This window comes from Microbispora sp. H10670, assembly GCF_014161385.1.
GTDB classification, from domain to species: domain Bacteria; phylum Actinomycetota; class Actinomycetes; order Streptosporangiales; family Streptosporangiaceae; genus Microbispora; species Microbispora triticiradicis.
Genome location: NZ_JABBWW010000002.1, coordinates 245,207 through 267,819 on the forward strand (window position 1 = coordinate 245,207; position 22,613 = coordinate 267,819).

Consider the following 22,613-nt stretch of genomic DNA (forward strand, 5'->3'; position numbering starts at 1 on the left):
GCGGTAGGAGCGGAAAAATTGCCGAGTATTGGTGCCTTGCCCCGTTTGGAGGGCGCTCATACCTTACTGATCGGTCACCGGGGAGCGCCCCATGGGCAGGTTGTCGAGCCTGCGCAGGATGACCCCCTCGCGTAAGGCCCACGGGCAGATCTCCAGGACCGGCAGCTCGAACAGGTCCATCGCGGCGTCCGCGACGATCGCCCCGGCGAGCAGCTGCCCGGCCCGCCCTTCGGACACGCCGGGCAGCTCCGCGCGCCGGGCCGCCGGCATCCCGGCCAGCCGGGCCGTCCACTCCACCAGGTGCTCGTGCGTCAGCGTCCGCCTGACGTACGGCCCCTCGGTCGAGGACGCCGCCCCCGCGATCCGGGCGAGCTGGCGGAACGTCTTGGAAGTCGCGACCGCGTGGTCCGGCCTGCCGTACTTGGTCACCGTTCCGACGGTCCGGGCGATCTCCGTGCGGACGTGCCGCCGCAGCGTCCGTACCTCCTCGGGGCCGGGTGGGTCGGCGGTGAACCAGTCGCGGGTGAGCCGTCCCGCGCCGAGCGGGAGCGACACCGCGACGTCCGGCTCCTCGTCGATGCCGGAGGCGATCTCCAGCGAACCGCCCCCGATGTCGGTGACCAGCAGCCGCCCCGAGGACCAGCCGAACCAGCGGCGCACGGCCAGGAAGGTCAGCCGGGCCTCGTCGTCGCCCGACAGCACCTGGACGTCCACCCTGGTCTCGGCCTTGATGCGGGCCAGCACGTCCACGCCGTTGACCGCGTCGCGCACGGCGGAGGTGGCGAAGGCCACGAGGTCCTCCACGCCCTTGTCCTCCGCGATGCGGGCGGCCTCCCGCACGAAGGCCCGCAGCCGCGCGGCCCCCTCCTCACCGAGCCTGTTCCCGTCGACGAGGTGCTCGGCCAGGCGCAGCTCCTCCTTGTGCGAGAAGGCGGGCAGTGGCCTTGCTCCCTGGTGCGCGTCCATGACCAGCAGGTGCACCGTGTTGGAACCGACGTCCAGGACTCCGAGTCGCATGCCCCGACCGTACAGCCTGCTCCCGGCCGCGCCCGCGCACGGCTGATCATTCGGTGGCGACGCCGGCGGGCACCTTTCCGATCACTCCGACCGCACCGCGTCGTGCGCGCCGGCCGTGCGCTCCGGCGGGAGGTGACGAAGGGGCGGTCCGGCCTCCTCCCCACCCGCGGCGCATCCGCCGTGAGCGGCGTGGGCCATTCCGGTTCGACCCATGTGCGGCGGGTAGTGGCACGCCGATCGGGCGACGGAGCCCGATCGGCGAGGGAGCGGCGGCATGAGCGTCAGGCAGCGGTACGGCGGCCTGTCCGGCGGCAGGCCCGGTGACCGGCTCGGCGGGACGTCGGGCGGCTGGTCGAGGGACTGGTCCGGCGGCTGGGCCAGGGGGTGGGCGGGCGGCCGCTTCGGCCGCCGCTTCGGGCGCAGGGGCAGGCGGCTGCGCGCCACGGCGAGAGAGGCGTTCGGCTGGGAGCAGCTGCGCCCGGGACAGCAGGAGGCGATGGAGCACCTGCTCGCCGGGCGGGACGTGCTGCTCGTGATGCCGACCGGCGGCGGCAAGTCCGCCGTCTACCAGGTGCCCGGCCTGCTGCTCGACGGCCCGACGATCGTCGTCTCACCGCTCATCGCCCTGCAGCGCGACCAGGTCATGAGCCTGCTCAAGGCGGGGGCCGCGGGCGCGGTGGCGGTCAACTCGGCCGGCTCCGTGGAGGCGGGCCTCGACCAGGTCACCGCCGGGAACGCCGAGTACGTGTTCCTCTCGCCCGAGCAGCTCGCCAAGCCCGAGGTGGTGGAGCGCCTGGCCGCGGCCCGGCCCTCGCTGATCGCGGTGGACGAGGCGCACTGCGTCTCCTCCTGGGGGCACGACTTCCGGCCGGAGTACCTGCGCCTGGCCAAGGTCATCGAGCGTCTGGGTCACCCTCCGGTCATCGCGATGACGGCCACCGCCGCGCCCACGGTCCGCGAGGAGATCGTCGAGTCGCTGGGCCTGACCGGGGCGCAGCAGATCGTCCGGGGTTTCGACCGCCCGAATCTCCATCTGGAGGTGCGGCGGTTCGTCGGCGAGGACGACAAGCGCACCGCCCTGGCCGACCACGCCGCCGGGCTGGAGGGGGTCGGGCTGGTCTACGTGGCGACGCGGCGGCAGGCAGAGGAGTACGCCGACCTGCTGAAGGAGCGGGGCCGCCGGGCCGAGGCCTACCACGCGGGGATGAAGACCACCGAACGCCGCAGCATCCACGAGCGGTTCCAGGGCGACGACCTGGACACCGTCGTGGCGACGTCGGCGTTCGGGATGGGGATCGACAAGCCCGACGTGCGTTACGTGCTGCACGCGGCGCCGCCCGAGTCGATCGACTCCTACTACCAGGAGATCGGGCGGGCGGGGCGGGACGGCAACCCGGCCGAGGTCGTGCTGTTCTACCGGCCCGAGGACCTCGGGTTGCGCAAGTTCTTCGCGGGCGGCCGGGCGGACGGCGACCTGATCCGGCGCGTCGCGACGCTGGTCCGCGAGCACGGCGGCGAAGTGGACGCCGCGGAGCTGCGCGAGCTGCTCGGCGTTGGAGCCGCCAAGCTCACCTCGCAGGTCAACCTGCTGGAGCGGACCGGCGCGGTCGAGGTCGCCCACGGCGGCGCGCTGCGGTACGTCCCCGGCGGCCCGCCGCCGGACGAGGCCGCCGCCCGCGCGGTGGAGCTCGACGACCTCAGGCACCGGATGGAGGACTCCCGGCTGGAGATGATGCGCGGCTACGCCGAGACGACCGGATGCCGCCGCCGTTTCCTGCTGGAGTACTTCGGGGAGCCGTACGAGCGGGCGTGCGGCGACTGCGACACCTGCCGGTCCGGGACGGTGGCCGCGCCGGCGGCCGGCGACGGCCCGTTCCCCATGCACGCGAACGTCCGGCACGCGGAGTGGGGACACGGCATCGTGATGAGCCGGGAGCAGGACCGGATCACGGTGCTGTTCGACTCGGTGGGCTACAAGACGCTGGCGCTCGGGGTCGTCGACGAGCTGCTCGAAGTGGTCTGATCCGCCCCCGGCCCGGCGGAGCGCGGCAGGGCACGGCAGGGCACGACAGGGCACGACAGGGCACGGCGCAAACATTACTTCCCGTGTCCACACCGCCACTTGCGGTGGTTTCGCCGCCTGCCGAGACTCGAAGACGGAGGCAGTGGGGGGTGGTACCGGTGCGGGAGACGATCGGCTCCGGCGAGACGTGGCCGTTCAGGTGCCTGCGCTGCCTGCTGGCCTGGGAGGTGGAGTACGTCGTCCGCCGCACCGGCGACGGGCAAGGCGGCGAGCACGGGGACAAACACGGGGACGACGTCGCGGTGTGGACCCGGGAGGGCGTCGCCGTCCAGCCGCCCTGGTCCGGGACGACCTGCCCCGGGTGCGGATGCGGCACCGTGACCACCTTTCCCACCGGCTACCTGACCCGCTGAGAGCGCCGTACGGCGGCGTCTCTAGCCGACGTGGACCTGGGGGCGGCGGGAGAGGTCGGGCTCGGCCTTGCGGATGACCTCCCGGGTGAGCGGCGGCACGTCCCCGCCGCCGAAGATCAGATAGCGCAGCAGGGCGCCGACGGGGTTGCCCTCCGCCCAGTGGAAGTACACGTGCGGCCGCTTGCCGGTCAGGTCCCGCAGGTGGAACAGGACCGCGGCGATCGTGTTGGCCACGGCGGGGCTCTCCACCTTGAGCACCTGGTAGCCGTGCCGCTCCTCCCCCGCGACGCGCAGCTCCGACTCGAACTCCGAGGCGTCGCTGAGCGTGACCTCCAGGAAGATCATGCACTCGTCCTCGGGGAGGTGGTGGTACTCGCGCGTCTCGCGGTCCTTGTCCTCGTACTCGGCCGGGTCGCGGGCGTCCGGCTCGTTGGCGATCAGCCGCAGCTCCCCGCCGACGCCCAGCACGAACCTCCTCGCCGTCTCGTCGAGCTCGACGCGGGTGGCGCGCAGCTCGGTCGACCGGGTGGCCCGCGAGATCAACGACGTCGCGACGATCGCGACGACGAACAGCAGAGCGATCTTCAGTCCGTCCGGCCGCTCCCTGATGTTCTCCACGGTCGCGTAGCACAGGACGAGCGAGATCAGGCCGTAGGCGGCCGCGGCGACCGGACGGCTCTCCCGGTAGGCGGTGATGGTCACGGCCGCCGCGGCCGAGAGGATCAGCGCCAGCACCCCGGTGGCGTACGCGCCGCCCTGGGCCTCCACCTGGGCGCCGAACAGGAGCGTGATGCCGAACGCGACAGCGGTGAACACCAGCACCAGGGGCCGTACGGCACGGGCCCAGTCGGGCGCCATGCCGTATCTGGGCAGGTAGCGGGGGACGATGTTGAGCAGCCCGGTGAGCGCCGACGCGCCCGCGAACCACAGGATCGCGATCGTGCTGAGGTCGTAGGCCGTGCCGAACCAGTCGCCCAGGAGACGATGGGCCAGGTAGGCGAGCGCACGCCCGCCGGCCTTGCCGCCCTCCCGGAACTCGGCGGCCGGGATGAGGACGGTGGTCGCGACGCTGCTGGCGAGCAGGAACACGCTCATGACCAGCGCGGCGGTCGTCAGCAGGCGGCGGGCGCCGGCGATCCGCTGCCGCAGGTCGCCGTCGATCTGCGGCATCACCGCGACGCCGGTCTCGAACCCCGACAGGCCGAGGGCCAGCTTCGGCAGCACGAGCAGCGACATGCCGACCATCGCGAGCGGGCTCGCGTGCTCGGCCGTCAGCGCGCCGTGCCAGTCCGCCACCAGGTCCGGGGCGGTGACCACCTCGCGCAGCGCGACCGCCACGACCACAGTGTTCAGCACGAGATACGTCCCCACGAGGACCACGGCCAGCCCGATGGCCTCACTGAAGCCACGCAGGAAGATCCCGCCGAGGATGGCGATCAGCACCAGCGTGATGGCGACCCGCTGCCCGGCGAGGGCCTTGGGAAAGAACGGGTTCTCGATCAGGTGCGCGGTCGCGTCCGACGCCGACAGCGTGATGGTGAACACGAACGCGGTGGCGACGAAGCCCAGCAGCACGAGCACGAGGAGCTTGCCCCACCATCTCGGCAGCAGCCGCTCCAGCATCGCGATGGACCCCATGCCGTGCGGGCTGTGCTCGGCGACCGCACGGTAGGTGGGCAGGGCGCCGAACAGGGTGAGCGCCACCAGCAACGCCGTCGCGATCGGCGACAGCGCCCCCGCCGCCAGGGCGGCGATGCCCGGCTGATAGCCGAGCGTGGAGAAGTAGTCGACTCCGGTGAGGCACATCACCTGCCACCACGGGTGGCGGCTGCCCGGCTGCCCGGCATGGGAGCCCGCCGTCCCCTGGTCGTGCTGAAGGCCCTCCAGTAACCAGGCGCGGAGCGGCCCGCTCCCGCCCTCCGTCTCCTGCCGCGCGGACGTCGCCACTCCGGCTCACCTTCTCGTCGGCCCCCGGGGATTCGGGGGCGCCGGGACAGACGATAGCGAGGCCCGTGCGCGTCCGCGCGGAGTTGTCCACAGCGGCAGCCGGCCCGGACACCGCTGTGCCGGGTCGTCCACAGGCGGACCGAGAGTGTCGGCCGGATCCGGCAGAATGAAACTCCCCGGACAGGGCCGGCCCGGGGAGGGCGAGCCCGGAAGAAGGCGGATCAGGATCGTGACGACGTCCATTCAGCGGCGGATCGCCGAAGAGCTCGGTGTGCGCGAGAGCCAGGTGGCCTCGGCCGTCGACCTGCTCGACGGCGGTGCCACCGTGCCGTTCATCGCCCGCTACCGCAAGGAGGCGACGGGCGCGCTGGACGACGCCCAGCTGCGCGCGCTGGAGGAGCGCCTGCGCTACCTGCGCGAGCTGGAGGAGCGGCGCGCGGCCATCCTCGAGTCGATCCGGTCCCAGGGCAAGCTCGACGAGGCCCTGGAAGCCCGCATCATGGAGGCCGACTCGAAGGCCCGGCTGGAGGACATCTACCTGCCCTTCAAGCCCAAGCGCCGGACCAAGGCGCAGATCGCCAGGGAGCTCGGGCTGGAGCCGCTGGCCGACGCGCTGCTCGCCGATCCCTCGCTCGACCCCCAGGCGACCGCCGGGGCGTACGTGCGCGAGGGCGTGGCCGACGCCGCCGCGGCGCTGGAGGGGGCCAGGGCGATCCTGGTCGAGCGCTTCGCCGAGGACGCCGACCTGATCGGCGACCTGCGCGAGCGCATGTGGAGCCGGGGCCGGCTGGTCTCGCAGGTCCGGGAGGACAAGCAGGAGGCGGGGGCCAAGTTCTCCGACTACTTCGACTTCTCCGAGCCGTTCACGCGGCTGCCCTCCCACCGGATCCTCGCGATGTTCCGGGGGGAGAAGGAGGAGGTCCTCACCCTCACGCTCGACCCGGAGGCCGAGGAGCCGAACGACTACGAGGCGCGGATCGCGCGGCGGTTCGGCGTCGCCGACCTGGGCCGCCCCGCCGACAGGTGGCTGCTGGACACCGTCCGCTGGGCCTGGCGGACGCGGGTCCTGGTGCACCTCGGCATCGACCTGCGCACCCGCCTGTGGCAGGCGGCCGAGGAAGAGGCCGTGCGCGTGTTCGCGGCCAACCTGCGCGACCTGCTGCTGGCCGCCCCCGCCGGGGCCCGGCCCACGATGGGCCTCGACCCCGGGCTGCGCACCGGCGTGAAGGTCGCGGTGGTCGACGGCACCGGCAAGGTCGTGGCGACCGAGACCATCTACCCGCACGAGCCCAGGCGGCAGTGGGACCAGTCGCTCGCCGTGCTCGCCCGGCTGGCGACCGAGCACAACGTGGAACTGGTGGCCATCGGCAACGGCACGGCCTCGCGGGAGACCGACAAGCTCGCCGGGGAGCTCGTCAGGCACCTGCCGCAGCTCACCAAGATCGTGGTCTCCGAGGCCGGGGCCTCGGTGTACTCCGCCTCGGCCTACGCCTCGCAGGAACTTCCCGGTCTCGACGTCTCGCTGCGCGGCGCGGTCTCGATCGCGCGGCGGCTGCAGGACCCGCTGGCCGAACTGGTCAAGATCGACCCCAAGTCGATCGGCGTCGGGCAGTACCAGCACGACGTGTCCGAGGTGAAGCTGTCGCGCTCGCTCGACGCGGTGGTGGAGGACTGCGTGAACGCGGTGGGGGTGGACGTCAACACCGCCTCCGCCCCCCTGCTGACCCGGGTCTCCGGCATCGGCGCCGGGCTCGCGGAGAACATCGTCGCCCACCGGGACGCCAACGGCCCGTTCCGCTCCCGTACGGGGCTGAAAGGGGTGCCGCGGCTCGGCCCGAAGGCGTTCGAGCAGTGCGCGGGCTTCCTCCGCATCCCCGGCGGGGACGACCCGCTCGACGCCTCCAGCGTGCACCCCGAGGCGTACCCGGTGGTGCGCCGCATCCTCGACTTCTCGAAGAGCGACCTGCGCACGCTGATCGGCAACACCTCGGCGCTCCGCACGCTGAAGCCGTCCGACTTCGTCGACGACACCTTCGGTCTGCCCACCGTCACCGACATCCTCAAAGAGCTGGAGAAGCCCGGCCGCGACCCCCGGCCCGCGTTCAAGACCGCCACGTTCAAGGAGGGCGTCGAGAAGCCGTCCGACCTGTCTCCCGGGATGATCCTGGAGGGCGTCGTCACCAACGTCGCCGCGTTCGGGGCGTTCGTGGACGTCGGCGTGCACCAGGACGGCCTCGTCCACGTGTCCGCCATGTCCAACTCGTTCGTGAAGGACCCGCGCGAGGTGGTCAAGCCCGGCGACATCGTGCGGGTCAAGGTGCTCGACGTGGATCTCCAGCGCAAGCGCATCTCCCTGACGCTGCGCCTGGACGACGAGACGGCGGGCAACGGCCGCAGGGGCGGCCCCGGCGGCGAGTCCCGCGACGGCTCACGCGACGACCGGCCGAACGGCCGCCGCGGTCAGGGCGGGCAGAACCAGTCCCGCCAGGGCCAGCCCCGTCAGGGCCAGTCCCGCCAGGGCGGCGGCCGAGGTGGGTCGGGCCAGGGTGGAGGCCGGGGCGGGGCAGCGGCCGGCGGAGCCATGGCCGAGGCCCTCCGGCGGGCCGGTCTCGGCGACTCCGGCGGCGACCGCCGCTCCCGCTGAACGCGGACCCTCCCGCCCGGACCGGGCGGGAGGGGTGACGGTCACGTACGTTCTGGCTTCCAGGGTGCCCGTCAAGCACGTGGTGGGACAGAACTGTCGATCATGGGACTGGACAGGCCCGTCGCGGGTGGCGAGCGGCCGGGCCGTTCCGCCGGGTGCGGGCGGTCGCCGGCGGGGAAACCGGCCGGCGGCCGGGGGCTGTCGCGGCTCGCGGGCCCCGGCGACGGAAGAAGCCCCGCGAGGCCGTGGCCTCGTGGGGCACAGGGTCGATCAGGGCCGGTGGATCAAAGCGCGCTGATCAGGGCCGGTCGATCAGGGTCGATGGACGGTCATCGGGTCACTGCTGCTGTTGCTGCTGCTGTTGCTGTCCGCCGCCTCCCTGCTGCTGTTGCTGTTGTTGCTGCTGATGGTGATGCCGACCGTGATGATGGTGGCGTCCGTGATGATGGTGCCGTCCGTGATGATGGTGCCGTCCGTGATGATGGCGATGGTGGTGACGCCTGCGGCAACCGCCGCCCGGGCAGTCCCCCGTGGTCGACGGCTGGACGACCTGCTCGACGGTCCCTGCGGCGCTGGCGGTCGGCGTGTGCATCGAGACAGGGACGACGAGGGCCGAGGCCGTGATGACGACAGTGGCCAGTGCTTGTTTGATCATGGGTATCACTCCGGACGGTCGGGCGGACCACGTCCGCGTTCACGGAAGTCGAATGGACCCATCGACCCTCGGATACGACCCTGCTTCTCACGGTAGGGACATCAAACGCCTCAGTCGCCCAGCGCGGGGCAAACAAGTACTTTCGCCATCACAGATAACAGCCGTCCCCGGTGAGCAGATCCTCCAGGACGACGGCCAGGGCGGCGACGCCGGAGAGGCAGTCGGACTCCTCCGCGTGCTCACGCGGCGAGTGGGAGACGCCGGTGGGGTTGCGGACGAACAACAGCGCGGCCGGGACCTCGGCGGAGAGGATGCCCGAGTCGTGTCCCGCGCCCGTGGGCAGCGTGGGCACGCCGCCGAGGACGCGGACGGCACGCTCGCGCAGCGCTCCGTCGAACGTCACGACCGGGGTGTAGGACTCCCGGGTCACCTCGGCCCCCGCCGCCGCCCGCGCCGTCTCCTCGACGAGCCGGTCCAGGACATCCGGGTCGGGCGCCCGGCCGTCGAGCCAGGCCGTCACCCGCGAGGGGATGGCGTTCGTTCCGTTGGGCTCCACCCTGACCCGGCCGAAGGTGGCCAGGGCTCCCAGGCGCCCGGCCTCGGCGCGAGCCGCCAGCACGGCCGCCGCGTAGGACGGCATGGGATCACGCCGGTCCTCCATCCTGGTGGTCCCCGCGTGGTTGGCCTCGCCGCGGAAGTCGAAGCGCCAGCGCCCGTGCGGCCAGATGGCGGAGGCGACGCCCACCCGGTGCGGGGTGCCGGCGAGGTGACGGCCCTGCTCCACGTGCAGCTCCACGAACACGCCGACGCGGGCGAGGCGCTCGTCGTCGCGCCCCACTGCCTCCGGATCGCGCCCGGCCCGCTCCATGGCCGCCGCGAGGGAGACGCCGTCCGCGTCGCGCAGCGCCAGGGCGGCATCCGGCGCGACGGCCCCGGTCATCAGCCGCGATCCCAGGCAGGCCAGGCCGAACCGGGCGCCCTCCTCCTCGGTGAAGTTCACCAGTGCCAGCGGCCGCCGCGGACGAAGGCCGCGGGCCCGCAGTGCGTCGAGCGCCGCGAAGGCCCCCACCACCCCCAGCGGGCCGTCGTACGCTCCGCCGTCGGGCACCGAGTCGAGGTGCGACCCGGTGACCACGGCGTCTCCCGCCGCCGGGTCGCCCAGCCAGGCCCACTGGTTGCCGTTGCGGTCGGTCTCGTACGCCAGCCCTCGCGCCCGGGCCTGCCCGGCGAACCAGGCACGGCAGTCGGCGTCGGCCGCCGTCCACCCGTGCCGGCGGTAGCCACCGGTCTCGGCGTCCAACCCGATGGGCAGCAGGTCACGCCACATCGCGCGGAACCCGTCCCCGGCCTCCTCCGCGATCTCCGCCTGCCATGCCTCCTGCCCTCCGTGCCGCCATGCGGGGTCGTCGACGCCGCCCGGGCCCGCGGCTTGGTCAGGCGCGGGCATCGGGGTGCTCCGTCTCCGCCATCGGGACCCGCACGCCGCGCTCACGCGCGACCTCCGCGGCCCGGTCGTACCCGGCGTCCACGTGCCGGATCACCCCCATGCCGGGGTCGTTGGTCAGCACCCGCCGGATCTTCTCCCCGGCCAGCGGCGTGCCGTCGGCGACGGTGACCTGCCCGGCGTGGATGGAACGGCCGATGCCGACCCCGCCGCCGTGGTGGATCGACACCCAGGACGCGCCCGAGGCCACGTTGACCATGGCGTTCAGCAGCGGCCAGTCGGCGATCGCGTCGGAGCCGTCCAGCATCCCCTCCGTCTCCCGGTACGGCGAGGCGACCGACCCGCAGTCGAGGTGGTCGCGGCCGATGACAAGGGGAGCCGAAACCTTTCCGGAGGCGACGAGGTCGTTGAAGCGCTCCCCCGCGCGGTCGCGCTCGCCGTACCCCAGCCAGCAGATGCGCGCGGGCAGGCCCTGGTAGCGCACCCGCTCCCCCGCCATCCGGATCCACCGCGCCAGTGGTTCGTTGTCCGGGAAAAGATCGAGGACCGCGCGGTCGGTCGCGGCGATGTCGGCCGGGTCGCCGGACAGCGCCGCCCAGCGGAACGGGCCCTTTCCCTCGCAGAACAACGGCCGGATGTAGGCGGGCACGAACCCGGGGAAGTCGAACGCCCGCGCGTACCCGGCGAGGCTCGCCTCCCCCCTGATCGAGTTGCCGTAGTCGAACACCTCCGCGCCGGCGTCCTGGAAGCCGACCATCGCCTCGACGTGCCGGGCCATCGACTCCCGGGCCCGCCGGGTGAAGCCCTCGGGGTCTTTCCGCGCCAGCGCCGCCATGTCCTCGAACGCGACGCCCAGCGGCAGGTACGCCAGGGGGTCGTGGGCGCTGGTCTGGTCGGTGACGACGTCGATCTCCGCGCCGCGCGCCAGCAGGGCGGGCACGGCCTCGGCCGCGTTGGCCACCACGCCGATCGACAGCGGGCGCCGCGCGTCCCTGGCCTCGTACGCCAGGCGCAGCGCCTCGTCCAGGCCGTCGGCGCGCACGTCCAGGTAGCCGTGGCCGATCCGGCGCTCGACGCCGCGCGGGTCGCAGTCGACGCAGACGGCCACGCCGCCGTTCATGGTCACCGCCAGCGGCTGCGCGCCGCCCATACCGCCCAGCCCGGCGGTGAGTGTGATCGTCCCCGCGAGGCTGCCGCCGAACCTCTTGGCCGCGACCGCGGCGAACGTCTCGTACGTGCCCTGCAGGATCCCCTGGGTGCCGATGTAGATCCACGAACCGGCGGTCATCTGGCCGTACATCGTGAGCCCGAGCTGTTCCAGCCGCCGGAACTCGGGCCACGTCGCCCAGTCGCCGACCAGGTTGGAGTTGGCGATGAGCACCCGGGGAGCCCACTCGTGGGTGGTCATCACCCCGACGGGTCGGCCCGACTGCACCAGCAGCGTCTCGTCGGCGCGCAGAGCGGTGAGCTCCCGCACGATCGCGTCGAAGGAGGGCCAGTCGCGGGCCGCCTTACCACTGCCGCCGTAGACGACGAGCCGGTCCGGATGCTCGGCGACCTCGGGGTCGAGGTTGTTCATCAGCATCCGCAGGGCCGCCTCCTGCGGCCAGCCGCGCGCGTTCAGGGTGGCGCCGCGGGGAGCCCGGACGGGGCCACGGCCGGCCACCGGATCGGGGGCCGGATCGGGGGCCGGATCGGGGGCCGGAGTGAAGGTCCGGCCTGTGGTCCGGGGCGAGGTGCTGTGGTCGTCGGTCACGAGTGCTCCTTCCGCCTGCGCGCCGGCCTCGCCTGTCCTGTCCGGCGTGTCCGGTCTCACGCTCTCGGTCCTCCCTACCCTGCCCCGTTCCCCTTGTTGTGCGGTGAGCGGGACAGCGCGAAACACAACGGGGGAAACATTCCAAGGCCGGCCGCTTCGGCCGACGCCCGCTCGCGCGGCCGGTCACGTCTCTGCGGCGGACCGGTCCGTACGGTCTCGATCACGGAGTGGTCGTCCACAGACGGGAGACGCGGTGCGCGCGCGGGCGCCGGAATTGCCTAGGCTGATCGGCAGAACCCAGCAAGGAGATTGCCGTTGAAGACCGGTGGACAGAAGAACGGTGCGTGGGGCCGTCGTGTGGGCCTGCTCGCGGGAGCGGCGGCCCTGGCGGCCGTCGGATGGACGTTGCGGGAGGTTCCCGCCGCGCTGGGGGCTCGACCGTCGGGCGAGCGGGCTCAGCGGGTGCGCCGCTCCAAGCAGTTCCGCGACGGCGCGTTCCGCAACACGGCGCCCACGTCGATCCTCCCGCCCGGGACGTCCCGGCAGGTCGTGCGTGACCTGCTGTTCGGCAAGGCCCCGCGCAAGCCCCGGCTGCCGGTCCCCCTGGTGACCCCGAGCGCGTCCGCCGGAGGCGACCTCGACGCGATCTGGTACGGCCACTCCTCGGCTCTGATCGAGATCGAGGGCCGGCGGGTGCTGCTCGACCCGGTATGGAGCGAGCGCTGCTCACCGGCGTCGTTCACCGGGCCCCGTCGCCTGCATCCTCCGCCGGTGCCGGTGTACGAACTGCCCGAACTCGACGCGATCGTCATCTCGCACGACCACTACGACCATCTCGACATGGCCACGGTGCGCCTGCTGACCCGGACGCAGAGCGCGCCGTTCCTCGTGCCGCTGGGCGTGGGCGCCCACCTGGAGCGGTGGAAGGTGCCGGCGTCGCGGATCGTCGAGCTGGACTGGGACGAGGAGACCACGGTGTCCGGCATCCGGTTCGTCGCGACCGCCGGGCGCCATTTCTCGGGCCGCGCCTTCCGCCGCGACCAGACCCTCTGGGCGTCGTGGGTCATCGCGGGCGAGCGCAGGAAGGTCTTCTACACCGGTGACTCCGGTTACTTCGACGGGTACGCCGCGATCGGCGCGGCGCACGGGCCCTTCGACCTCTCGGTGGTCCAGATCGGCGCCTACAGCAAGGGCTGGCCGGACATCCACATGACGCCAGAGGAGGCCGTCCTCACCCACCTGGACGTGCGCGCCCGGGTGCTGCTGCCGGTGCACTGGGGCACCTTCTCCCTCGCCCCGCACGCGTGGAGCGAGCCGATCGACCAGTTGTGGCGGGAGGCGAAGGAGCGCGACGTGCGGCTGGTGGTCCCTCGACCGGGCGAGCGGGTCTCCGTCGACGACCCGCCGGCGGTCGACGGGTGGTGGCAGACGATCGTGTGAGGGCCGCGCCCCGCGGCCGACCGCCCACCGCCTACCACCCCTCCCCGGTAGCCCTGCCCACCGCCCCGGTCCCCCGTCTCGGGGCACCGTCCCTGCCCGGCGGCCCCGCCCGCCGGCCGCAGGGCGGGCGCGGGCGGGCGGTGTGGGAGGCACAGCTCAATGGCAGGCGCTGCTCAGTGGCAGGCGCTGGTCAGTGGCAGGCGCTGGTCAGTGGCAGGCGCTGCCCAGTGGCAGGCGCAGCTCAGCGGAGAGGGGCGGCGTGGCGCGTGATGGTCACGGGGCGGTTCAGAGCGTCGGCGAGGGCCGGATACATGGTGAACCGCTCGGTGAGACCGAGCATCCCGAACAGATGCCGCAGGTGATCGCTGAGACCGCACACGGCCCCGTCGCCGCCCTCCGGAGGCGTCCGGACGCAGGCGTCGATGAGCACTCTCATGCCCGCGCTGTCGATGAAGCGCAGCTTCTCGAGGTCGAACAGGATGCGCGTCGCGGGCCGGGCCAGCAGGGGGGCCACGTGGCCCCGCAGCCTGGACACGGTGAGTACGTCGAGTTCCCCGCTCAGTGTGACCACGGTGAACGGTGGCGACTGCGTCACCGTGACCTGGAAGTCGTGCAAGGGTCCCACCTCCGTCGGAGTGACGACCCTCAGGAGAACCTTCGGGACTCGCTCATATTACGCTTTGTAGGCGATTAATCCCATATGACCGTTCCGATCGCGGCCCTCGTTTCACACCTGCCTTCAGGGTAGTCCCCATCCATGGCTGCACGGGCAATGGTGGTCGTCTGCCTCGCACTGATCACCGCGGGCTGCGCGTCCGCCGAGAGGGACCCGGTCGTCTCGACGGCCGAGCGGTTCCTGTCCGCCGCCGGGCAGGGCCAGGGCGGGCCGGCCTGCAGGCTCCTGGCGCCGAAGGCCGCGCGGTCCCTGGACGACTGTGAGAAGCAGATCGTCTCCGTCGGCCTGCGGCCCGCCGCCGTACGCGAGGTCGACGTCTGGGGTGACGAGGCGCGGGTGCGGCTGGACGGCGACACCCTACCCCGTCACGTGGCTCCAGTACGTCACCTCCTCGACCTTCGCCGTGGACGTGGCCGAGAACCGGCAGTCGGAGTATCTGCAGTTCCTCCTCTACATCCTCATCACCGTGTGGCTGATCCAGCGCGGCTCGCCGGAGTCGAAGAAGAGGGGCGAGGAGGGCCTGGAGTCCGACGCCGAGCAGAAGGTCGGCCGGTTCGCCGGCGCCGGGTCCCCCGCGTGGGCGGCGGCGGACGGATGGCGCCGGACGCTCTTCAGCCACTCCCTCGGCCTCGCGATGGGCCTGATCTTCCTGCTGTCCTGGCTGGCCCAGTCGGTCGCCGGGCTCGCCGCGTACGACGAGGAGCGACTGGCCCGGCTGGAGGACCCGGTGGGCTGGGGCGGGTACGTCATGTCGGCCGAGTTCTGGAACCGCACGCTGCAGAACTGGCAGTCGGAGTTCCTGGCCGTCGCCTCGATGGTCCTGCTGGCGATCTTCCTTCGCGAGCGCGGCTCCACGCAGTCGAAGAAGGTCGGCGACCCGCACTCCGCGCCGGCGTCGTCCGGCTGATCCCCCACGCCACCGGATGCCAATCTCGGTCAAAAGCTCCAAATAGCCACGTTTGTCGCATTCCATGGCCTGGGTACGCCCAGCGCGAATCGTGGGGAGGAGCACCGAGATGACGTTCAATCCACTGCGTGAGCGCGGAATCCCGCTGGACCGGCAGGTGCGGAACTGGCGTGAGCTGGACGTCACGCCGATCGACCCCGACCATGCCGACCCCTACACGCGGTGCCGGATCATCACGATGAACGGCATCGAGATCGAATCGATCATGTTCAGCCACCACTTCGCCCGCCGCTGCCCGGACCTCGGCGTCCGGCAGCGCCTCGCGGAGGTGCGCTACGTCGAGCAGCAGCAGCAGAAGGCGGTCAACTGGCTGCTGCCGGGGCTCGCCTCGGTGCTGGAGACGACGATCGCCTACGAGCAGGTCGCGGTGGACCTGACGGCGTGGGTGGCGCGGATGGAGCCCGACCCCTACCTCAGGAAGGCCTACGAGTTCGGCGTGCTGGAGGACTTCGACCACCTGTACCGGTACGCCAACCTGTACGAGATGATCGAGCACCGTAAGGCCGAGAAGATCGTCGACCAGCTGACCGAGGTCATGCCGGGCCGGCCGACGAAGATGCACCACCGCCACCCCGTCGACAACGTCCGCGAGCACTACGACCGGGAGAAGGCGAAGCCGGTCTCGAAGCTGCACGCGCTGACGATCATGTCCGCCGAGCAGCAGACGATGAACTTCTACATGAACGTCGGCCCGACGTACATGGAGCCGATCGCGCGGCAGCTGTACCAGGAGATCGGACTCATCGAGGAGGAGCACGTCACCCACTACGAGTCGCTGCTCGACCCGCGGGAGACGTGGTGGGAGCAGTGGCTCAACCACGAGTACAACGAGTGCTACCTGTACCACTCGTTCATGGAGACCGAGTCGGACCCCAAGGTGAAGGCGATCTGGGAACTGCACCTGAACATGGAGCTGGAACACCTGCGGATCGCCGCGGAGCTGTTCCGCGAGCACGACGGCCGGGACCCGGAGCAGGTGCTGGCCCCCACGCTGCCCACGCCGGTCACCTTCGAGCCGAACAAGGGCTACCTGCGCGAGCTCATCTCCACGCAGATCGACCACACGACCCTGGGCACCGGTTATGTCCAGGAGGCCCACGAACGGTTCCAGCGCTGGCAGGAGCAGGTCCACGACGACGTCGAGCCGGCCAGCGAGCGGGTCATCGACGACAACCGCGCCAGGTCGGGCGAGGAGTACCGCCTGGAGATCGAGGGCGGGCACCCTCTCTACAGCCTGCGCTCCCACTGACAGGGCGCCCGGCCCGGGTCGGCACGCACCGCGTACGGACCCGGGCCGGGCCGCCGTCAGCCCTTCCGGCCCAGCGCCTGGCGGATCAGGTCGCGGGCCCGGTCGACGATCGCCGCGGGCGGGCCGAACAGCAGGTTCCTCGTCATCGACTCCACCCCGGGGTGCGATCGTGTGGGGGCCATCGCCAGCGCCGCCCGCACTCCCAGGGTCATCGCACGCCGTTCGGCCGCCGTCGTCTCGGCGCGGAGCCGGGTGAACTCGTAACGCTCCTCGGCCCGCGCGTGCGCGAGCACGGCCGTACGCAGCCTGTCGAGGTTGGGCATGAACTCGGAGTGCTCGGGGCCCAGGTCGTCCAGCATGGCCAGCATGCGTTTGGCCTCGTGTTCCTCCTTGAGCCGGTCGGCGACGATCTCTCCTCCCCCGTCGACCCGCAGCCGGGTGTAGGGGTGGACGATCTCCTCCTCCGCCGTCTCGTGCACGGCCAGCATCCGCACCAGCCGCCGGAAGGGCTCGTGACGCTCGCCGGGCGCCGCCCGCTCCACCTCCTCGAACATGTCCCTGATCACGGCGTGCTGGTGGACGAGGAGGTCGACGACGTCGCCCTCCTTCATCAGTTCGGGCACCGGGTACACGTCGGTCATGTACCTCTCCCCTCGGATGCGGCGTCCGGCCTCCCGGAAGAGGCCGGACGCCGGGACGAACGGGACCGTAAGCCGTCCCGCACCACGGCGGGCACTCAGCTACTTACCCTTTTCGGTCACCGTCCGTCACCAAGGGCTTCGTTCAGCAGCCGACGGGGCTGGAGCCGAGAGCCACGTCGTCGTACCAGAGCGTGTCCGAGTCGCTGCCGTAGCTCTCCCAGCCCAGGCGGAAGGTCGTGGGCCGCGGCGCCGTGGTGCGCCGCAGCCACTGGGCGTCCACGTTCTGGGTGGGGGTGCCGTCCACCCGCAGGCCGGCGATCTCCTGGTCGTCCAGGTACGTACGCATCGCCTGCTGGCTGGTGTCGATCTGGAAGCGCAGGCAGACCCAGCGGTTGGTGGGCAGCGGGGCGCTCAGCGCGATGCCGGCCGGGCTCTGCTCGGGCAGTGTGGCGTCGTCGGACTCCCGGTTCCACTGGAGCGCGTTGCCCTGGCCGCCGATCCGCAGGTCCTTGCCGCCGTCCCGGGAGTCCGCCATCGTGATCATGGTGACGTGGTTGGCCGGGAGCGCGGTCGTGTGCCGCACCCACATCCGGCCGTACACCACGGGCCCGATCGCCGAGACGTTCTTGGTGGTCCCGACGAACATGTGGTTGCAGTAGTTGCCGCCGCCGTTGACCCGCAGGGACTTGCCGCCGCTGTGCGCGGTGGAGGTGTCGATCGTGGCGGTGCCGCTGCCCGAGCAGTTCGGCGTGCTGACCTGCCATTCACCCGACGGCGCGCCCGACTGGTCCTCGAACCCCGAGCAGACCACCAGGCCGCTTCCGGAGCAGCCGGTCGAAGGCGTCGTCGAGGGCGACGGGGACGGAGACGGCGACGGTGACGCGGACGGGGAGGCCGACGGAGACGGCGAGGGAGAGGGAGAGGGCGACGGCGAAGGAGACGGCGAGGGGGACGCCGACGGAGACGCCGAAGGAGACGGGGACGGCGAGGGCGACGGCGAGGACGTGCCTCCGCACGGCACGCCGTTCAGGTAGTAGTCGGACGGCGGTGTGAGGCTGCCCGACCAGGTGCCCTGGAAGCCGAAGTCCGCCGTGGCGCCCGTGGCCAGCGACCCGTTGTAGGAGGCGTTGGTGGCGGTCACCGTCGTGCCCGACTGGCTGACCTGCGCGCTCCAGGCGTTGGTGATCTGCTGGCTGGTGCCCGCCGTCCAGCGCAGCGTCCACGAGCTCACCGCGGAGCCGAGGTTGGTGAGCCGCACCGAGGCGGTGAAGCCGCCCTGCCACTGGTTGACCGTGTAGTCCACCTTGCAGACCGGGGCCGCGGAGGCGACGGTGGGCACCAGCACGACCACGAGCCCGGCCACCAGCGCGGCCAGGGCCGCGACCAGGCGCGCCGCCGGGGAGCCGGGCAGGCCGCGACCGGCGCGCGCACCCCTCCGGATGCCCGCACGCCGGTCACCGGGTGCGGGACGGAACTGCTTCATGCGTACCTCGCTTCCTGCGCATCTGTCATGTGGCGCTTGGCGCGGCCGCGTCGGCCCGCCTCGCCCGGATCGGCGGATCAGCCCGGATCGGACCGGGCCGGCCGGAGGCGGCGGCAGGGCGGACGCCGCGCGTGCGCGACGACGGGAGCGGCGCCGGCCGGCCTGGCCGGGCGCACGGGTCGCGACGCTGCGGCCCCGGACGCAGATGTTTTCTCCCGGTCGCACGGCAGGTCAACGGACGCCGCCGCGCCCCCGCCGCTCCGCCCCGGGCCACGCGTCCGGCGACGGCGTACGGCCCAGCTCACGGGCGCGGCGGCGGCCGGAGGCGGCCCGGCCGGGGCGGTGGCCGAACTGAATCTTTCACCATGCCGTCATGTGACGAAGGCCGCCGTACCCTGCGCCTGTGCCCCATCCGGCCGGTCGCGGCCCAGCGGCTGCCCACCGGGCGCCGGCTCTCGTAGTCTTCGCTCTGACACGCTCGAAAACAAAGGACATCCCCCAATGACAGATGCAGGGCCCTGGGTCGTCGTCGGGCTCGACAACGGCGGGACAAGCAACAACGCGACCGTCCTCGACGCCTCCGGACGTTTCCTCGTGGACCGCATGGTCGAGACCCCGAGCCTCGTGCGGGAGGGCCCCGAGGTCGCGGTCGAGCAGCTCCTCCTCGCCCTCGGCAACGTGCTGGAGCTGACCGGCACGCCCCGGTCCACGGTGCGCGCGGTGGGCCTCGACACCCCCGGCCCGGCCAGCGCCGGCGGCGTGATCTCCTCCAAGGGCGCGACGAACTTCGTCGACCCCGGCTGGTTCGGCTTCGACTTCCGCGCCGCCCTGGAGGCCCGGCTGGGGCTGCCGGTCGTCTACAACAACGACGGCAACGCGGCGGCGCTCTACTCCCACCACGTGCGCTTCGGCGGGGACGCCTGGCAGCGCTCGTCCGTCTCCGCGATCGTCGGCACGGGTCTCGGCGGCGGCGTGATCCAGTCGGGGCACGTCGTGAAGGGCGCCGCCGGGATGGCCGGCGAGCTCGGGCACGTCCACATCCCCATGCAGGGCCTGCTGGAGGAGGACCAGCCGCTGCCGGAGTGCAACTGCGGCTTCACCGGGGACGCCGAGAGCGTCGCCTCGCTGACCGGCATCCAGAAGAACCTGCTGCCCTACTGGCTGACCCGCTTCCCCGGCCACGAGCTCACCGGGGTCGAACCCGTCGCGAAGGCGGCCCGGCTGCTGCGCGGGTACGCCGAGAACGGCGACGCGCTGGCTCTCAAGGTCTTCGAACAGCAGGCGATGGCCATCGGCAGGCTGTTCACCGTCGCGGCCAACTTCACCGACCCCGACGCGTACTTCCTCGGCGGCGGGGTGGTCGAGGCGGCCCCGCACTTCCGCGAGTGGTTCCTGGAGAAGGTCCGCGAGCACACGCTGCTGCGGGAGGAGCAGCGGCAGGTGGCAACGATCACACTGGTGGAGGACCTCGACATGGCCGGAGCCCGGGGCGCCGCCCTGGCCGCGCTCTCCGAGATAGTCGGCCGCTGACACCTGTTCACGATCGGGCCGGGCCGCGGCGGGCACACCGGCGTCGCGGGCCGGGCGCCGTTCAGCTCGTGACGATGCCGTGCAGGAGCAGGTCGATGAGCCTTGTGGCGAGGGCGGGTTCCTGCTCGGCACCCGCCATGTAGCTGATGCCGCCGAGCGCCATCAGGACGTCCTGGGGCTTCGCCTGTTCCCGCACGGCCCCGTGGCTCCTCCCGGCGGCGAGAAGGCGATCCACTGCTTCGGCGAGGTCGGCGCGGGTCTGCAGCCGCTCGCTGTCGTCGGTCAGCACCACACGGAGGGCGTCGGCCATGCCGTGCTTGGTGGCCATGAAGTCGATGAAGCGCTCCATCCAGGCACGTAGCGCGTCCACCGGGGGCAGCGAGGCCGCGAGCTCGGGCGCCGCCTCGCACAGGAGCCGCACCTCATGCCGGTGCACCGCCTCGATCAGCAGTTCCTTGGACGGGAACCGGCGGTAGAGCGTGCCCACACCCACGCCGGCCTCGCGGGCGACGTCCTTGACCGAGGCGTCGGCTCCATCGCGGGCCAGGACGACTGCCGCGGCCCTGAGCAGACGGTCTTCGTTGCGCTTCGCGTCGGCCCGCAGCGGCCGGTGCCGCCGTACGGAGCCGTCCTCGCCATCGTCGGCCAATCCCCGCCCTTTCTCTCCCAGCTTGTATCCGGAACTGGTTCCGGTTATAGTTCCAACCGGAACCGGTTCCGGATAAGAGGCTACCGCGGCTCCGGGCTTCTCCGCGAGTGATCGGGCCGTCCGCCGCCGGACGCCATGGGCCGCTCCCCACCCCCGCCGACGCGGGGGAGCTCCGGCAGACCCGAGCAGGAAGCACTTTCCACAGCAGGCGGCACGGCGCCGACACACCCGCCGGGCCCTTCGAGGTCCGCAGCCGCGGACGGCCACAGCCCAGGGGCCCGCGAAGGCCACGACCACGACGACATCGGAGGAGAACACCATGACCGGACGACTGCGGAACACCGTGGCGCTGGTGACCGGCGCCGGCAGCGGCATCGGCGAGGCGACCACCCGCGGCCTCGCCGCGGAGGGCGCGGCGGTCGCCGTCCTCGGGCGGCGGCGCGGCAGGCTGGAGGAGGTCGCGGACAAGGTCCGGGCCGACGGCGGCACCGCCCTCGTCGTGCAGGCCGACATCACCGACCGGCGGCAGGCCGCGGCGGCGGTGGAAAGCGTGGTGACCGAGCTCGGCCGCCTGGACACGCTCGTCAACAACGCCGGTTTCATGGGCATGGGGCAGGCCGCGGAATCCCCGCTCGAGGAGTGGGATCACATGCTCGCGGTCAACGTCCAGGGCCTGCTGTACACCACCCATGCCGCCCTGCCGCACCTCCTCCGTGCCGCGGGGGACTCCCCGCGGAAGGTTGCGGACCTGGTCAACATCAGTTCCACGGGGGGCAGGGTCGCCCGGCCCGGGACGGCCGTCTACAACCTGACGAAGTTCGGCGTCAACGGGTTCACCGAGGCCCTGCGGCAGGAGGTCGTGCGGAAGGGCCTCCGGGTGAGCGTGGTCGAGCCCGGCACGGTGGACACCGAGCTGAGCTCCCACCTCCGCGACGGCGTGCGGCAGGCCGTGGAGCGCCAGATCGAGAACATGGAGTTGCTGCGTCCGGAGGACATCGCCGACGCGGTCTCCTACATCGTCACCCGGGACCGTCGAGTCGCCGTCAACGAGATCCTCGTGCGCGCCGGCGAGCAGACCTGGTGACGGGGCCGCGACCCGCGGCCGCACCGAACCGCAAGATCACTGTCCGTGTCATGCCCGCCGTCCTCGCGCGTGGGGCGTACGGAGACGAAAGCAACGGCAAAAGTGGGCAAATTGTCGCTATCAACACCAGCAACCCCAGTAGGCACGATAGAGGATGGAAAGGTCATTTTCGTAGTGACGTTCCCGCGGGCCATCCGCGATCGGAGACATTTCGTCACGGAGAACCATCGGGAAGGATCACGGAGGAGGATCCATGACCACGACCGAGGCGACACCGGGCCCGACGGCCGGAGGCACGACGACCACCCGGGCCCGGACATCCCGTGCCCGTACGACGCCCACGCCGCCCGCACCCGCACCCGCGCCGCCTGCACCCGCCCCGTCCATGGGCCCGGGGGCCGAGGAGGCGCACCCGCCGCGACTGGACCTGGACCTGCCGTTCATGCGCCTCCAGCTTCGCGCGCCCGAGATGCACCTGCCGCACGTCGGCATGCCGCACATCAGCGGACGGGAGGTCGGGCACGCCATGGACGTCGCCCGGACCTTCCTGCCGCCTCCAGAGCGGATCATGTACTACGGCGGTCTCGGCGCGCTCGCGGTCCTCGGCATCCTGGAGTGGCCGGTGGCGGCGGCCATCGGCGCGGGGACCATGATCGCCCAGCGGGCCAGGTCGCGCGAGCAGCGCTGGTCACCGCTCGGCGGACCGCAGCAGAAGGACACCCGGGGAGCGGCCACGCCCATGCCCACACCCGGGGCGACCACGCCGGGAATGCCCGGCGCGGGCGCCATGGAGACCACGCCGGAAGCCGCCAAGCAGGTCACGGGAAGGCGGGCCGCGGCGAAGGGCGAGACGAAGGCACCGGCCGCCGGCGCCGCCCGGCGCGCCAGGACCACCACCAAGTAGCCGCCGCCAGGGGCGCCGCCCGCAGAGGGCTCACACAGGGCCCACACAGGGCCCACACAGGGCCCACACAGGGCCCACACAGGGCCCACAC

Annotated in this window: 18 protein-coding genes; 9 read left to right on the forward strand and 9 right to left on the reverse strand. The window is 72.2% G+C overall.

What is annotated here, in order from left to right; genetic code table 11:
- Window positions 1–63: 63 nt before the first annotated feature.
- Window positions 64–1,017 (reverse strand): Ppx/GppA phosphatase family protein, encoded by a 954-nt coding sequence (locus tag HHX33_RS04760; protein WP_117409324.1) that lies wholly within the window; start codon window positions 1,015–1,017, stop codon window positions 64–66.
- A 274-nt stretch (window positions 1,018–1,291) separates the two neighbouring features.
- On the opposite strand from HHX33_RS04760, the gene HHX33_RS04765 reads away from it, so the two are divergent.
- Together HHX33_RS04765 and HHX33_RS04770 are read left to right on the forward strand one after the other, a co-directional pair.
- Window positions 1,292–3,040, forward strand: coding sequence for a RecQ family ATP-dependent DNA helicase (locus HHX33_RS04765; RefSeq protein ID WP_182873502.1), 1,749 nt, complete (start codon window positions 1,292–1,294; stop codon window positions 3,038–3,040).
- Window positions 3,041–3,198: 158 nt separating this feature from the next.
- Window positions 3,199–3,453, forward strand: a complete 255-nt coding sequence (locus HHX33_RS04770; protein ID WP_182873503.1) for a hypothetical protein — start codon at window positions 3,199–3,201, stop codon at window positions 3,451–3,453.
- A 21-nt stretch (window positions 3,454–3,474) separates the two neighbouring features.
- Here HHX33_RS04770 and HHX33_RS04775 read toward each other — a convergent pair whose 3' ends face one another.
- A complete protein-coding gene (locus HHX33_RS04775; protein WP_182873504.1) occupies window positions 3,475–5,400 on the reverse strand; it encodes an APC family permease in 1,926 nt (641 codons plus the stop codon).
- A gap of 229 nt (window positions 5,401–5,629) precedes the next feature.
- Here HHX33_RS04775 and HHX33_RS04780 point away from each other — a divergent pair, with 229 nt between their 5' ends.
- On the forward strand, window positions 5,630–8,044 hold the full coding sequence (locus tag HHX33_RS04780) for a Tex family protein (protein ID WP_310741216.1): 2,415 nt from the start codon (window positions 5,630–5,632) through the stop codon (window positions 8,042–8,044).
- A gap of 337 nt (window positions 8,045–8,381) precedes the next feature.
- Here the strand turns inward: HHX33_RS04780 and HHX33_RS04785 are convergent, their stop codons facing one another.
- The 3 genes from HHX33_RS04785 to hutU all read right to left on the reverse strand — a co-directional run bounded on the left by HHX33_RS04785 (window position 8,382) and on the right by hutU (window position 11,809).
- On the reverse strand, window positions 8,382–8,699 hold the full coding sequence (locus HHX33_RS04785) for a hypothetical protein (protein WP_182873506.1): 318 nt from the start codon (window positions 8,697–8,699) through the stop codon (window positions 8,382–8,384).
- Between the two features lie 148 nt (window positions 8,700–8,847).
- Window positions 8,848–10,026, reverse strand: coding sequence for an allantoate amidohydrolase (locus HHX33_RS04790; RefSeq protein ID WP_182873658.1), 1,179 nt, complete (start codon window positions 10,024–10,026; stop codon window positions 8,848–8,850).
- Window positions 10,027–10,132: 106 nt separating this feature from the next.
- Window positions 10,133–11,809 carry a urocanate hydratase gene (gene hutU / locus HHX33_RS04795; protein WP_182873659.1) on the reverse strand — a complete coding sequence of 559 codons (1,677 nt, stop codon included), beginning with the start codon at window positions 11,807–11,809 and terminating at the stop codon, window positions 10,133–10,135.
- A 405-nt stretch (window positions 11,810–12,214) separates the two neighbouring features.
- On the opposite strand from hutU, the gene HHX33_RS04800 reads away from it, so the two are divergent.
- Window positions 12,215–13,339, forward strand: coding sequence for an MBL fold metallo-hydrolase (locus HHX33_RS04800; RefSeq protein ID WP_220501491.1), 1,125 nt, complete (start codon window positions 12,215–12,217; stop codon window positions 13,337–13,339).
- Between the two features lie 241 nt (window positions 13,340–13,580).
- Here HHX33_RS04800 and HHX33_RS04805 read toward each other — a convergent pair whose 3' ends face one another.
- A complete protein-coding gene (locus tag HHX33_RS04805) occupies window positions 13,581–13,955 on the reverse strand; it encodes an STAS domain-containing protein (RefSeq protein WP_182873508.1) in 375 nt (124 codons plus the stop codon).
- A gap of 382 nt (window positions 13,956–14,337) precedes the next feature.
- Between HHX33_RS04805 and HHX33_RS04810 the strand changes: the two genes are divergently transcribed.
- Entirely contained in the window at window positions 14,338–14,922 is a 585-nt protein-coding gene (locus HHX33_RS04810) for a DUF6766 family protein (RefSeq protein WP_182873509.1), read from the forward strand.
- A gap of 109 nt (window positions 14,923–15,031) precedes the next feature.
- Window positions 15,032–16,231 carry a hypothetical protein gene (locus HHX33_RS04815; RefSeq protein WP_138460803.1) on the forward strand — a complete coding sequence of 400 codons (1,200 nt, stop codon included), beginning with the start codon at window positions 15,032–15,034 and terminating at the stop codon, window positions 16,229–16,231.
- Between the two features lie 56 nt (window positions 16,232–16,287).
- On the opposite strand, the gene HHX33_RS04820 is transcribed toward HHX33_RS04815, so the two are convergent.
- Window positions 16,288–16,872 carry a hemerythrin domain-containing protein gene (locus tag HHX33_RS04820; RefSeq protein WP_182873510.1) on the reverse strand — a complete coding sequence of 195 codons (585 nt, stop codon included), beginning with the start codon at window positions 16,870–16,872 and terminating at the stop codon, window positions 16,288–16,290.
- 142 nt (window positions 16,873–17,014) lie between these two features.
- Entirely contained in the window at window positions 17,015–18,355 is a 1,341-nt protein-coding gene (locus HHX33_RS04825) for a cellulose-binding domain-containing protein (protein ID WP_182873511.1), read from the reverse strand.
- A 501-nt stretch (window positions 18,356–18,856) separates the two neighbouring features.
- Between HHX33_RS04825 and HHX33_RS04830 the strand changes: the two genes are divergently transcribed.
- The gene (locus tag HHX33_RS04830) at window positions 18,857–19,885 is read left to right on the forward strand and encodes an ROK family protein (RefSeq protein ID WP_182873512.1); all 1,029 of its coding nucleotides are present in this window, start codon (window positions 18,857–18,859) and stop codon (window positions 19,883–19,885) included.
- A 61-nt stretch (window positions 19,886–19,946) separates the two neighbouring features.
- On the opposite strand, the gene HHX33_RS34900 is transcribed toward HHX33_RS04830, so the two are convergent.
- Window positions 19,947–20,534 (reverse strand): TetR/AcrR family transcriptional regulator, encoded by a 588-nt coding sequence (locus HHX33_RS34900; protein ID WP_220501492.1) that lies wholly within the window; start codon window positions 20,532–20,534, stop codon window positions 19,947–19,949.
- A gap of 319 nt (window positions 20,535–20,853) precedes the next feature.
- Here HHX33_RS34900 and HHX33_RS04840 point away from each other — a divergent pair, with 319 nt between their 5' ends.
- Both HHX33_RS04840 and HHX33_RS04845 read left to right on the forward strand, forming a co-directional pair.
- Window positions 20,854–21,618 carry an SDR family NAD(P)-dependent oxidoreductase gene (locus HHX33_RS04840; protein ID WP_182873514.1) on the forward strand — a complete coding sequence of 255 codons (765 nt, stop codon included), beginning with the start codon at window positions 20,854–20,856 and terminating at the stop codon, window positions 21,616–21,618.
- 253 nt (window positions 21,619–21,871) lie between these two features.
- Window positions 21,872–22,522, forward strand: coding sequence for a hypothetical protein (locus HHX33_RS04845; RefSeq protein ID WP_182873515.1), 651 nt, complete (start codon window positions 21,872–21,874; stop codon window positions 22,520–22,522).
- The last annotated feature ends 91 nt before the right edge of the window (window positions 22,523–22,613 follow it).

Coding starts and splice junctions, on each gene's coding strand:
- HHX33_RS04830 (WP_182873512.1), top strand. CDS start 18,857: ATGACAGATGCAGGGCCCTGGGTCGTCGTCGGGCTCGACAACGGCGGG.
- HHX33_RS04765 (WP_182873502.1), top strand. CDS start 1,292: ATGAGCGTCAGGCAGCGGTACGGCGGCCTGTCCGGCGGCAGGCCCGGT.
- HHX33_RS04820 (WP_182873510.1), bottom strand. CDS start 16,872: ATGACCGACGTGTACCCGGTGCCCGAACTGATGAAGGAGGGCGACGTC.
- HHX33_RS04815 (WP_138460803.1), top strand. CDS start 15,032: ATGACGTTCAATCCACTGCGTGAGCGCGGAATCCCGCTGGACCGGCAG.
- HHX33_RS04760 (WP_117409324.1), bottom strand. CDS start 1,017: ATGCGACTCGGAGTCCTGGACGTCGGTTCCAACACGGTGCACCTGCTG.
- HHX33_RS04825 (WP_182873511.1), bottom strand. CDS start 18,355: ATGAAGCAGTTCCGTCCCGCACCCGGTGACCGGCGTGCGGGCATCCGG.
- HHX33_RS04840 (WP_182873514.1), top strand. CDS start 20,854: ATGACCGGACGACTGCGGAACACCGTGGCGCTGGTGACCGGCGCCGGC.
- HHX33_RS04785 (WP_182873506.1), bottom strand. CDS start 8,699: ATGATCAAACAAGCACTGGCCACTGTCGTCATCACGGCCTCGGCCCTC.
- HHX33_RS04790 (WP_182873658.1), bottom strand. CDS start 10,026: ATGTGGCGTGACCTGCTGCCCATCGGGTTGGACGCCGAGACCGGTGGC.
- HHX33_RS04845 (WP_182873515.1), top strand. CDS start 21,872: ATGACCACGACCGAGGCGACACCGGGCCCGACGGCCGGAGGCACGACG.